This is a genomic window from Providencia zhijiangensis, assembly GCF_030315915.2.
In the GTDB taxonomy this organism is placed as follows: Bacteria; Pseudomonadota; Gammaproteobacteria; order Enterobacterales; family Enterobacteriaceae; genus Providencia; species Providencia zhijiangensis.
On record NZ_CP135990.1, the window covers coordinates 1,003,367 to 1,015,354 of the forward strand.

Annotated in this window: 9 protein-coding genes and 6 tRNA genes; 4 read left to right on the plus strand and 11 right to left on the minus strand. The window is 43.0% G+C overall.

What is annotated here, in order from left to right; all coding sequences use genetic code 11:
• Window positions 1–151: 151 nt before the first annotated feature.
• Complete coding sequence (ubiF, locus tag QS795_RS04490; protein ID WP_286270265.1) at window positions 152–1,339, plus strand: 3-demethoxyubiquinol 3-hydroxylase; 1,188 nt, start codon at window positions 152–154, stop codon at window positions 1,337–1,339.
• A gap of 70 nt (window positions 1,340–1,409) precedes the next feature.
• On the opposite strand, the gene QS795_RS04495 is transcribed toward ubiF, so the two are convergent.
• Entirely contained in the window at window positions 1,410–1,814 is a 405-nt protein-coding gene (locus tag QS795_RS04495) for a winged helix-turn-helix transcriptional regulator (protein ID WP_318626956.1), read from the minus strand.
• An 81-nt stretch (window positions 1,815–1,895) separates the two neighbouring features.
• Here QS795_RS04495 and nfsB point away from each other — a divergent pair, with 81 nt between their 5' ends.
• Window positions 1,896–2,549: an oxygen-insensitive NAD(P)H nitroreductase gene (nfsB, locus tag QS795_RS04500; protein ID WP_181478116.1), complete on the plus strand. Its 654-nt coding sequence runs from the start codon at window positions 1,896–1,898 to the stop codon at window positions 2,547–2,549.
• 58 nt (window positions 2,550–2,607) lie between these two features.
• On the opposite strand, the gene QS795_RS04505 is transcribed toward nfsB, so the two are convergent.
• The 10 genes from QS795_RS04505 to nagB form a co-directional block, all read right to left on the minus strand.
• A complete protein-coding gene (locus tag QS795_RS04505) occupies window positions 2,608–3,951 on the minus strand; it encodes a dicarboxylate/amino acid:cation symporter (RefSeq protein WP_286270115.1) in 1,344 nt (447 codons plus the stop codon).
• Between the two features lie 377 nt (window positions 3,952–4,328).
• Window positions 4,329–4,403: transfer RNA gene (locus QS795_RS04510), tRNA-Gln, on the minus strand.
• A 15-nt stretch (window positions 4,404–4,418) separates the two neighbouring features.
• A tRNA-Met gene (locus QS795_RS04515) sits at window positions 4,419–4,495 on the minus strand.
• Between the two features lie 48 nt (window positions 4,496–4,543).
• Window positions 4,544–4,618, minus strand: a tRNA-Gln gene (locus QS795_RS04520).
• Window positions 4,619–4,670: 52 nt separating this feature from the next.
• Window positions 4,671–4,745 (minus strand) — tRNA-Gln (locus tag QS795_RS04525).
• Window positions 4,746–4,777: 32 nt separating this feature from the next.
• Window positions 4,778–4,862, minus strand: a tRNA-Leu gene (locus QS795_RS04530).
• A gap of 7 nt (window positions 4,863–4,869) precedes the next feature.
• Window positions 4,870–4,946, minus strand: a tRNA-Met gene (locus QS795_RS04535).
• Window positions 4,947–5,200: 254 nt separating this feature from the next.
• Window positions 5,201–6,424 carry a DNA-binding transcriptional regulator NagC gene (nagC, locus tag QS795_RS04540; RefSeq protein WP_154628697.1) on the minus strand — a complete coding sequence of 408 codons (1,224 nt, stop codon included), beginning with the start codon at window positions 6,422–6,424 and terminating at the stop codon, window positions 5,201–5,203.
• A gap of 7 nt (window positions 6,425–6,431) precedes the next feature.
• A complete protein-coding gene (nagA, locus tag QS795_RS04545) occupies window positions 6,432–7,598 on the minus strand; it encodes an N-acetylglucosamine-6-phosphate deacetylase (RefSeq protein ID WP_036978272.1) in 1,167 nt (388 codons plus the stop codon).
• A gap of 124 nt (window positions 7,599–7,722) precedes the next feature.
• Window positions 7,723–8,526, minus strand: coding sequence for a glucosamine-6-phosphate deaminase (gene nagB, locus QS795_RS04550; RefSeq protein WP_108479370.1), 804 nt, complete (start codon window positions 8,524–8,526; stop codon window positions 7,723–7,725).
• A 354-nt stretch (window positions 8,527–8,880) separates the two neighbouring features.
• Here nagB and nagE point away from each other — a divergent pair, with 354 nt between their 5' ends.
• Together nagE and QS795_RS04560 are read left to right on the plus strand one after the other, a co-directional pair.
• Window positions 8,881–10,908, plus strand: a complete 2,028-nt coding sequence (gene nagE, locus QS795_RS04555; protein ID WP_286270120.1) for an N-acetylglucosamine-specific PTS transporter subunit IIBC — start codon at window positions 8,881–8,883, stop codon at window positions 10,906–10,908.
• Window positions 10,909–11,221: 313 nt separating this feature from the next.
• Window positions 11,222–11,974 (plus strand): hypothetical protein, encoded by a 753-nt coding sequence (locus QS795_RS04560; protein WP_286270122.1) that lies wholly within the window; start codon window positions 11,222–11,224, stop codon window positions 11,972–11,974.
• Window positions 11,975–11,988: the final 14 nt, after the last annotated feature.

Sequence of the window (11,988 nt, forward strand, 5' to 3'; positions counted from 1 at the left end):
GGGCAGGCTATTTGCCTATTGTTTTAAAGATTGACGAGTATTGTATTCATTTGAGGCATCAGTGACCAGAGCCCGAGCGTAGATATTGCCTGCGGGGGTAAGAATTTTTGGGTATACTAAATAAATCAAACAGTTAATAGTAGCTATCATGATGAATAAACTAACTGAATTTTATGATGTTGTTGTGGTTGGTGCGGGAATGACCGGCGCCGCAGCGGCATTAGGCTTCGCCCAAGAAGGGATGAAAGTGGCTTTACTTGAGAAAGCCCAGCCGACCGAGTTTGATGTGAGCAGTACGCCAGATGTGCGTATCTCTGCCATCAGCAGTGCTTCTATTGAATTGCTGAAGCAATTAGGGGCATGGAAACATGTAGAAGCGATGCGCAGTGCGCCTTATCGCGAATTAGAAACCTGGGAAGAGCCGGGCAGCAATGTGATTTTTGATGCCAAAAGTTTAGGCTTGCCTGAGCTTGGTTTTATGGTGGAAAACCGCGTTTTACAGTTGGCATTGTGGCGAGAGTGCGAACAGTACAGCAACCTTGAGTTAGTCTGCCCTGCGACGTTGGTGAATTTACATCAACCCCATGGGCAAAAACACTGGATGGTTGAGTTGGAAGATGGGCGTATTCTGGAAACCAAACTGGTGGTTGGCGCGGATGGCGCTAATTCTCAAGTGCGTAAAATGGCCGGTATTGGAAGCCGAGGCTGGCAATATCGTCAATCTTGTATGCTGATCACTATCCAAACGGATGCGCCGCAGCAAGACCGTACATGGCAACAGTTTTTCCCATCAGGCCCAAGGGCATTTTTACCGCTGTATGATAACTGGGCGTCCCTCGTGTGGTATGACAGTCCCGCCAAAATTCGCCGTTTGCAAAGTATGTCTATGGAGCAGCTCACAGGTGCTATCTCGGAAGCGTTCCCTGAGCGACTTGGTGCAGTAAAAGCCATCGCATCGGGTGCATTTCCGTTAACTCGTCACCATGCAAGCCGCTATGTGATGGATGGATTAGTGCTGATTGGTGATGCGGCACATACTATCAACCCGTTAGCAGGTCAGGGGGTAAACCTCGGTTATCGCGATGTGGATGTGTTATTGAAGGTCATTTACCAAGCGCGTGAGTGTGTTGAGGCATGGGAGTCTTTGGATGTGCTTAAACGCTATCAGCGCCGTCGTTTACCCGATAACCTTGTGATGCAGGCGGGGATGGATATTTTCTATATGGCTTTCAGCGAGAATTTACCGGGCTTGAAAATGCTGAGAAACTTTGGCTTGATGACCGCGCAACGTGCGGGCGAGGCGAAAAAATTAGCGTTAAAATATGCGCTGGGGCTGTAATCTAACCCATTGATGGTATTGAACCTATTTATTGTTATTTGTTACCCAGATAAGTTTCTGGGTAACTTCTTCATGATGACTCTTCTGTATTTACATCTTGCTCTTGCATATTTAATAGCGGGATCCCATATTTTTCTCCCCACTCTTGCAGTGCATTAATCACCGCACTTAAAGATTCACCCGCAGGGGTCATTGAGTACTCAACTTTGGGCGGCACTTCGGGATAGACATGACGAGTAATTAGCCCGTCACTTTCGAGTTCTCGTAATTGCTTGGTCAGCATGCGCGGTGTAATGAAAACTAATTTCCTTTTTATTTCATTAAATCGCAGCGTTTTTCCCTGTAAATGATACAGGATCACGCCTTTCCCTTTTCCTCCCATTAGCTCTAATGAGGCTTCTACAGGGCATCCATCGTAGGTGTAGTTTGTGTAGCGTCTTTTTTTGATAGTATCCATTTGTATAGTATGTGCCATTAATGTGCGTACTTGTCTGTTTGTACTTTTAACATTAGGATGTTCAAAATTCAATACAGTTTATTTAACTTAGAGGATCCAATGAACTTAATTAATGTTTTAAATACCCGTTATGCAACGAAAAGCTTTGACCCGAATAAAACGATTTCTGATAAAACTCTGACTGAGATAAAAGCGTTGCTCCAATTAAGCCCTTCGAGTGTCAACGTGCAACCTTGGCATTTCTTGATGGTAAGTAGCCCTGAAGCAAAACAAAAAATCATCAATGCGACGGCAGGCGGGTACTCATTCAATGAGGAAAAAATTCGCAATGCATCTCATGTAATTGTGATGTGTGGAAAAACAGAGTTGCCTGAGGATTATTTACTGCATCTTTTAGATCTCGAAGATGAAGAAGGGCGATATCTGAAAAGCGAATTTAAAGAGCAGAATCATATGGCTCGTTCATTTTTTGTGAATTTACATAAGAATGAATTGAAGGATTTGCCGCATTGGATAGAAAAACAAGTTTACTTGAATATGGGCGCTTTATTATTAGGTGCGGCGGTTTTAGGGGTTGATGCCCTGCCGATGGAAGGTCTCGATTTTTCAATTCTTAATGATGAGTTTGGTTTGAATGAGAAAGGACTAAATGCGGTGACCGTGGTTGCGTTGGGTTATAAAACCGAAGACGATTTTAATTCTGCATTACCAAAAGTGCGTCGTCCATTGAATGAAGTCGTGACTGAGCTTTAATTTTTTGGATAAAAAATAAGCCGCAATTGCGGCTTATTTTCGTTATAGCGGTAATAAATTATTTATTATTTGCGATATCGACAGAAGTCGTTGGTTGTACTGCATCTTCTTCTGTGATGATTGAATCTAAAGATTCACCTTTGGATGAGAATGCATGAGCCAGTTTTTCGGTATCCAACTCTTTTTCCCAACGCGCAACCACGATACATGCACAAGCGTTACCGACTAAGTTGGTCAGCGCACGGCACTCAGACATAAAGCGGTCGATACCCAGAATCAGTGCCATACCTGCAACTGGAATGCTTGGTACGACCATCAGCGTTGCCGCTAAGGTAATGAAGCCTGCACCGGTTACACCCGCCGCACCTTTAGAGCTGATCATCGCAACTAACAGCAGGGAAATTTGCTGCCAGAGCGTCAGTTCAATATTGGTCGCTTGAGCAATAAACAGCGCCGCCATCGTCATGTAGATGTTGGTGCCATCGAGGTTAAATGAATAACCGGTAGGGATCACTAAGCCCACGACGGATTTTTCGCAACCAGCGTGCTCCATTTTTCTCATTAAGCTTGGTAGTGCCGCTTCAGAGGAAGAGGTACCTAGTACTAACCATAATTCATCTTTGATGTATTTGATCAGCTCAATAATTGAGAAGCCGTTATATTTAGCCACTGCACCCAGTACGACCAGAACAAACAGCAGGGAGGTGATGTAGAACGTCATGATCAGCATCATTAAGTTGCCAATAGACGAAATACCGTATTTACCAATGGTAAATGCCATCGCACCAAATGCGCCGATAGGTGCCAGTTTCATCAACATAGCAACCATTTTGAATACTGGTTCAGAGAAGTTTTGCAGCAGTTTAACGATAGGCTCACCGTGTTTACCTGTTGCCGCCAATGCTAAACCAAAAATCACCGAAATAAACAGAACCTGCAGAATGTTTCCGTTCACCAAAGGGCTAATCACGGTGTCAGGAATAATATTCATAAAGAAGCCAACGATGGACGATTCGTGCGCTTTTTCGACATAACCAGCAACTTTCGCATTATCTAAGGTTGCAGGGTCGATATTCAGTCCAGAACCTGGCTGGATGACGTTAGCGACAATTAAACCAATAATCAGTGCGATAGTTGAGAATGTGATGAAGTACAGCATTGCTTTACCAGCAACGCTACCGACGGCTCTCATGTTGGTCATGCCTGAAATACCAGTCACAACCGTTAAGAAAATGACGGGAGCAATAATCATTTTCACGATTTTAATAAACGCATCACCCAACGGTTTTAATGACTCTCCGATGTCTGGGAAAAAATGCCCAAGGGCAATACCGAGAGTGATGGCGACAATGACCTGCACATATAAAATTTTATATAGTGGTTGTTTTATTATGTTTCGCATAAGTTTTCTCTGTAAAAATATTGTGTTAGAGCAATTATAATTATTGGTTTTTTACAACTGAGTTGAGATGGATTGGAAAGTTGGACTGATAATTTAAGACGAAAGGGGGCTTACGTATTACTAATCTAATCTAACTACAATTCGTCGCAAGGTTACCACTTTATTTGGTTACATGAAAATGACTAACATCACACTTCCGATACAAAAGTTGCGTAAAGGTAAACGGGATGTGTTAAATGTTTTTTAAAAGGTTAAAAGAAAATTTAAAGGCAGGATGATAGTTTTAAAAAGCATTAAATAAATAACGCATTAAGTTTATTTACTTAATTTTTTAAATTGTTCTGAGAGTGTTTTTTGATGATGAATACAGAAGAGGATGGCTGGGGTACCAGGATTCGAACCTGGGGATGCCAGGATCAAAACCTGGTGCCTTACCGCTTGGCGATACCCCAACAACAAGAAAGAAATGGTAGCTACGACGGGATTCGAACCTGTGACCCCAACATTATGAGTGTTGTGCTCTAACCAACTGAGCTACATAGCCATTGTATTTTCTTTACTGTGTGATTTTACTACTTGGTAGGATAATAGATGGCTGGGGTACCAGGATTCGAACCTGGGGATGCCAGGATCAAAACCTGGTGCCTTACCGCTTGGCGATACCCCATCCGAGAATATCTATTATTTATTTTCACTAAGAAAATTAATTGTTTTTAAGATGGCTGGGGTACCAGGATTCGAACCTGGGAATGCCAGGATCAAAACCTGGTGCCTTACCGCTTGGCGATACCCCAATCTTAAATTCAATTTTAACCGAGAAGGAAAATGGTGCGGGAGACAAGACTTGAACTTGCACACCTTGCGGCGCCAGAACCTAAATCTGGTGCGTCTACCAATTTCGCCACTCCCGCAAAGAAATGGTGGCTATGACGGGATTCGAACCTGTGACCCCAACATTATGAGTGTTGTGCTCTAACCAGCTGAGCTACATAGCCATCTTTTTTTGCTTAACCTTCATCGGCGTTGCGGGGCGCATTATGCTAATTACAGGCAAGACAGTCAACAGCTTTTTGCACTATTTTTTAGAAAATGCGTCTGTTTGTTTGATGAATAATCATTTTGTCGATAAAGCCAGCAAAAAACAACCCCGAATTTGAAAAAATGTGATTTGTTATTATTAAGATGGTTAAAAATCACACTGGGATTTATTGCGCTATTTTGCTGTTTACCGATAAGAAAGAGCGCAAAGTTAACTTTCTAATAATCTTTGGAGTAATTCGCCGTTTAACATGGCGCGTTTTGTCAGTGCAAATGCACCAATTGCTGAATTATGAACCAGTTGCGAGGTGACAATCGGTAAGTTTTCACGGAAACCTTTTAACGCTTGGGTATCAATGCAGCTTTGAATGGCAGGTAATAGAACCTGCTCAGCTTCAGTAATGTCTCCGGCGATCACCACTTTTTCAGGGTTAAACAAGTTAATGGTAATGGCGATAGCTTTACCAATTTGGCGTCCGACGTGTTGGATAACCTCGGTTGCCAGTGGGTCGCCTTTGTTTGCGGCTTGGCAAATATGGGTAATTGAACTGGTTTCAGGGGTTAATTGGCTCGTATAGCCTTGTTCTAAGCGCTGTTTCACGCGAGCTTCAATGGCTTGGTTGGAGGCGATGGTTTCTAAACAACCAAAATTACCACAATGGCAAAGCTCACCTAGTGGGTCAACTTGGATATGCCCAATCTCCCCAAGATTACCTCGATGATTAAGAAGGATCTCTTTATTAACGACTAAACCCGCTCCAGCGCCTCTGTGGATGCGTACAAGAAGTGAGTCCTCACAATCTTGGGTGGCTCCGAAATAGCTCTCAGCGAGGGCGAGGCTGCGAATATCGTGCCCAACATAACAGGTGAGATTGAAATGCTGCTGTAGGTTATCAATCAACTGCCAATTATCCACTTTAATATGTGGCATATAGTGGACAATTCCAGAGTGCGGATTGACCAGCCCTGGCAATATCACCGAAATAGCAATCAATTCACGGATACGTCGCTGGTGCAGCGAGATAAAATCTTCAAGTGCTGCAATCAGTTTCTGTTCAACGATTTGCTGAGTAGGTTCTGTAATAGGGTAGTGGCCGTCTGCCAGCATTTTACCGCTAAGGTCATACAGGGCGATTGTGGCATCGTAACGCCCCAAGCGCACACCGATGGTATGGAAATGTTTGTATTCGGAGACGATGGATATAGCGCGACGGCCTCCGGTGGAGGCCTGCTGGTCTACTTCTTTAATTAAACCGCGTTCGAGTAATTGACGAGTGATTTTTGTGACACTCGCTGGCGCAAGTTGGCTCTGTTCCGCTATCTGAATTCTCGATATCGGTCCTTGTTGATCAATCAGGCTGTAAACGACAGCACTGTTGAGTTGTTTTACGAGATCAATATTACCAATTTGCTTTAGCGAGTGGCTTTGATTCATCAGCTAGTTACTCATTTTTATAGACTTCCTCTCCGTTTACATAAGTTGAAAGGACTTGGAAGTCTTGGTTAAAGGCAGTCAAGTTAGCCGTTTTGCCGGCTTCGATGGAACCTAATGTTGCCTCTACCCCAATGGCTCTTGCTGGGTAAAGGGTGGCCATTCTTAATGTTTCATCAAGAGGAATGCCAACATGTTCAACACTGTTTTTCACCGCATTAATCATGGTCAGGGAAGAGCCGCTCAGTGTGCCATTTTCATCGACACATAATCCATTGCGATAGTATATGGTTTTACCTGCGAAGATAAAATGATCCATTTCACCTGTTTGGGGATCAATTCCCGCTGGCGCTGTCGCATCGGTGACTAAAACCAGTTTATCCCCTTTGAGCTGTTTACTATTACGGATATTGGCCCATTGAACATGTAGACCGTCCGCGATAATGCCTGCATAGACTTCAGGAGTATCGTAAATGGCGCCAACCAGACCAGGGCCGCGACCAGAAATATATGGCATTGCGTTGAATAGGTGGGTCGATGCACGAATACCCGAGCGGAAGCCTTGACGCGCTTCTTCATAGGTTGCATTGGAGTGACCCGCTGAGACCACAATACCCGCTTCGGTGAGCTGGTGGATAAAGCGTTGCTCAACAATTTCAGGTGCAAGCGTGATCATGCTAATCGCATCAGCATGTGCTGCTAAGTAATCCATCATCTCGACTGATGGCTTACGGATAAATTCTGGGTTATGAGTCCCTTTTTTAATCAAATTAATGTAAGGGCCTTCAATATGTAAACCAAGCGCTTGGTTTTTATTGCGTTTCAGATATTCAGTCATGACATCAACGCCATGCTTCATTAATTCATCTGAACAGGTAATCAGTGTTGGTAGAAAGCTAGTACACCCCGCACGCTCATTGGCTTTTTGCATGATTTCGAGGTTTTTCAATGTGACGTTTTCTTCGTTGTCATTGAATTGCACGCCGCCACAGCCATTCACTTGGAGATCAATAAAGCCAGCCGATAGAATGGCACCTTTTAAATCTCTACGTTCGATATCGTGAGCGAGTTCGGATTCTGGGCACACCGCTTTGATGATTTCGCCATCAATAATGACTGCGTGGTTATCCAGTCTTTCGTGACCTGTAAAAATAATGCAATTAGTTAATGCGTACATAGCGTAAAACTCCTGACCGCGAGTAAAATGGGTCACCGACCCGCATCAGTATGGCGGGTCGGGTGTTCGATACTCTATCTATTTTAGGCTCTTTTAGAGAAGCTAAAATAGGGCTGAGTATAAATTAATCAAATTGCTCGATATTCGAACATTCTAATTGTTTGAAATATTTGAGCGTTTTGACTTTCAATTCTAATGTTGCTGGCTCATCACAGACAATCAATGCTTTAGGATGTAGCTGCACACAGCTGATTGTCCATAAGTGGTTAACAGAACCTTCTACCGCAGCATGAACGGCATCCGCTTTGTTTGCACCCGTCGCTAACACCATCAGTTCTTTCGCATCTAATAAAGTAGCAACACCCACAGTTAATGCATATTTAGGAACTTGATTGATATCGTTATCAAAGAAACGGGAGTTAGCTTGGCGAGTTTCTGGTGTCAGCGTTTTGATACGTGTTCTCGAACTTAAAGAAGAACCTGGCTCATTAAACGCGATATGACCATCATTACCTACACCACCCATAAACAGGTTGATTTGACCGTAGGATTTGATTTTGTCTTCATAGCGTTGACATTCAGCATCGACATCAGGTGCATTACCATTGAGTAAATTGATGTTTTCGGCTTGGATATCAATGTGATTGAAAAAGTTTTGGTGCATAAACGTGTGGTAACTTTGTGGATGATCTTTTGGAATACCAATGTATTCATCCATATTAAATGTCACGACATGCTTAAAGCTGACTTTACCTGCTTTATATAAGGCAATTAATTCTTTGTAGGTGGCAAGCGGTGTTCCGCCGGTCGGTAAGCCTAGAACGAAAGGGCGTTCAGCTGTCGGATTAAATGCGTTGATTTTATCAGCGATGTACTGTGCGGACCATACGCCAACATCATGAGCATTATTTAATGGGATAAGCCTCATGTACTTTTACCTCTAGTGTTTCTTTAAATTTATACTTGTAGGACCCCAAATCTCAATTGTGTTGATCATTTTCAACATTTTCTTATGACTGAGGTACTTGGAGTATATACAGCAAATCATATAAAAAACTTATTTTTAATCATAAAATAAGTTTTCGAGAATAGCTACTAATTTAGTCAATATTAGGTTTCTTTCGTTGACATTTATCACAGTTTCCAGCTATTTATTTTGTATCGCGAAAAAATTCATCTATTCTATGAATTGCTATAATTAAGCGACTTCGGATATATTTCCGATGCGTGAAAATAAGATCCTGAAATGGGACAAAAATAGAGCGATACAAAGGGGGAGTTTGTGAATATTCTTAGCTACTTACAGCGGATTGGTAGGGCGCTTATGGTGCCTGTCGCCGTATTACCAGCCGCCGCAATCCTAATGGGGATTGGTTATTGGATTGACCCAGATGGTTGGGGCGCCAATAGCGCAATCGCTGCGTTACTGATCAAATCCGGTGCTGCCATCATCGACAACATGTCCGTGTTGTTTGCGATTGGTGTTGCGTACGGAATGTCTAAAGATAAAGATGGTGCTGCTGCATTAACCGGTTTTGTCGGCTTCTTAGTCGTGACAACACTGTGTTCACCTGCGTCCTACTCAATGATTATGAGCGTGCCAGTGGAATCCGTTCCTGCTGCGTTCAATAAAATCAATAACCAGTTCGTGGGTATCCTTGTTGGGGTTCTCTCTGCTGAACTTTACAACCGTTACAGTGGTGTTGAGCTGCCAAAAGCGTTGTCATTCTTCAGTGGTCGTCGCCTCGTCCCGATTTTAACCTCATTCCTGATGATCATTCTGGCATTCATTCTGATGTATGTTTGGCCAGTGGTGTATAACGGATTAGTGGCGTTCGGTGAAAGCATTAAAGATATGGGATCGGTAGGTGCAGGTATCTACGCCTTCTTTAACCGTTTATTAATTCCTGTTGGCTTACACCATGCACTGAACTCCGTATTCTGGTTCGATGTGGCGGGAATTAACGATATTCCTAACTTCTTAGGTGGTGCGAAGTCCATCGAAGCAGGTCTGGCAACGGTTGGGATTACGGGTCGCTACCAAGCGGGCTTCTTCCCTATCATGATGTTTGGTCTGCCAGGTGCGGCTCTGGCTATCTATCACTGTGCACGTCCAGAAAATAAAGCCAAAGTAGCTGGTATCATGATTGCAGGTGCGTTTGCTGCATTCTTTACGGGTATCACTGAACCGCTTGAATTCTCATTTATGTTCGTTGCACCAGTACTGTATGTGATCCATGCATTATTGACCGGTATTTCTGTCTATATCGCGGCAACAATGGAATGGATTTCAGGCTTCGGCTTCAGTGCGGGGCTGGTGGATATGTTCTTACAGACACGTAACCCACTTGCAACTCACTGGTACATGCTGATTGTTCAAGGCTTAGTCTTCTTCTGCATCTACTACGTGATTTTCCGATTCATGATCCGCAAATTCAACCTGTTAACTCCAGGCCGTGAAGTCAGCGCCGGTGATGAAACTGTTGACGGTTATGACGAAAACGTTAGCGATGCACACAGCGATGAAAGCGAAATTCAAAAAGAAGCTCGTCAGTATATTGCAGCGGTAGGTGGTAGCGACAACATCGTTAACATCGACGCGTGTATCACACGTTTACGTTTAGGAGTAAAAGATTCAGCGGTAGTCAACGACCCACTTGCTAAACGTATTGGTGCATCTGGCGTGATCCGCCTGAACAAGCAAAACGTGCAAGTGATTGTAGGAACTCGCGCGGAATTAATTGCTAAAGCGATGACGGAAGTGATGGCAAAAGGCCCTATTGCGGCATCTGCGCCAGCGGCTGCTCCAGAAAAAAGCCAGAAAGCGGAACCAGAAAAAGCAAAAGGTAACGCGGTTTTGTCGTTAATCGCACCCGTTAGTGGTGAGGTTTACTCACTGGATCAGGTTCCGGATGAAGCGTTCTCTAGCCGCATCGTCGGTGATGGTATTGCTATCAAACCAACCAGCAGTGAAGTGGTGGCGCCAGCCGCAGGGACAATTGTGAAAATTTTCCCAACTAACCATGCATTCTGCCTCGAAACTGCGAATGGCGTTGAACTGATTGTGCATATGGGGATTGATACCGTTGCATTAAATGGTGAAGGCTGTGAGCGTTTAGTTGAAGAGGGTGCGGAAGTTGAAGCGGGTACACCGATTCTGAAACTCGACCTGCCATTCCTTGAAGCGAATGCAAAATCAATGATCAGCCCTGTTATCATCAGTAATATTGATGACTTCGCTGGTGTTGATATTTTAGCGAAAGGTCAGGTTACTGCCGGCGAAACCGTTATTTATCACGTATTAAAATAATCTACGTATAGATAAAAAATACTGAGCAGTACCTAGGAAATGCCAGCTTAATCAGCTGGCATTTCTTTATCTAAATTATCAGTAGTTAATATCCAAAGCATTAATTCCCAAAGTATTAACTTCCAAGGTGTTAATTTCTATATTAATCAATCATGTATTCGGTATAACCGAATTTAACTTTTTGGCACTTATTACTATTTTATTTCTCTTATGGCTTATTTTCCTTGCGATTAATTTCACTTGTTAGTGAGACGAGAAATCATTTAAGGAAATCAGTTGGTTAAAGGAAGCTGTTTTTAAAGGAATAAATAAGATGATGTCAAAAATAACGCTCGTGAGTGACGCTAGCGAATATGTATTTCAAAAAATGAACCATTTTTTTCAATGTTCAGGGAATGCGATTCGCATTCGCAGAATGAACAAAGAGAATTTAAAGTATTGTAATATCAGCTCGTTAGCATCGGAAGAGCCTTTGGATTGGCTTGAGTACCAAGAAATTGTCATGACCAAAGAGAGTTTTAGTTTCTGTTTTAAACTCATTAGCCGTAACCGAATTTTAGTTCGAATACCCGATAAAGCCGCGGGAGGCTGTGTTTGTAGCTATGATCCTCACAGCCGCCGAGCGACAATCGAAATACTGCAAAATTTTGAGAAAAACAATAAAGCATTAGATGGAAAAATGATGGTTTACTCATTGCTGAGTATTTTATTTTTTCTCATCAAGGTTGGGGGCGAGGGGGTCTATATTAACAATCCGGCTAACGAAGACCTTCTTGACTATTATATTGATGAACTAGGCTTTCAGGATGTCTTTAAAGATGGCTGTCTACTGTATAGCACCAAGCAGCAGCTGTTTAATCTCTTTGATGCGTTAAGGGAACAATGGAAACCCAAAACGGCTCGAAACATCACAGAAATACCGAATGAGAGTGAAGAGCTAATCGCCGATGAATTTATGCGTTTGATTATCAGTGTCGCTCAAGCCATTAAGCAGATGCCGAAAGCGCCGAAAGGGGAATCTGTTGGGAAATTTGCTGATGAATTTGATGTATGGCGAAAAAACTAATTGATTGAATATAC

Bases quoted from the DNA above. Each gene is read 5' to 3' on its own strand.
- QS795_RS04505 (WP_286270115.1), bottom strand. From the start codon at position 3,951: ATGCGAAACATAATAAAACAACCACTATATAAAATTTTATATGTGCAG.
- nagC (WP_154628697.1), bottom strand. From the start codon at position 6,424: ATGAATCAAAGCCACTCGCTAAAGCAAATTGGTAATATTGATCTCGTA.
- ubiF (WP_286270265.1), top strand. From the start codon at position 152: ATGAATAAACTAACTGAATTTTATGATGTTGTTGTGGTTGGTGCGGGA.
- nagB (WP_108479370.1), bottom strand. From the start codon at position 8,526: ATGAGGCTTATCCCATTAAATAATGCTCATGATGTTGGCGTATGGTCC.
- QS795_RS04560 (WP_286270122.1), top strand. From the start codon at position 11,222: ATGATGTCAAAAATAACGCTCGTGAGTGACGCTAGCGAATATGTATTT.
- nagA (WP_036978272.1), bottom strand. From the start codon at position 7,598: ATGTACGCATTAACTAATTGCATTATTTTTACAGGTCACGAAAGACTG.
- nfsB (WP_181478116.1), top strand. From the start codon at position 1,896: ATGAACTTAATTAATGTTTTAAATACCCGTTATGCAACGAAAAGCTTT.
- QS795_RS04495 (WP_318626956.1), bottom strand. From the start codon at position 1,814: ATGGCACATACTATACAAATGGATACTATCAAAAAAAGACGCTACACA.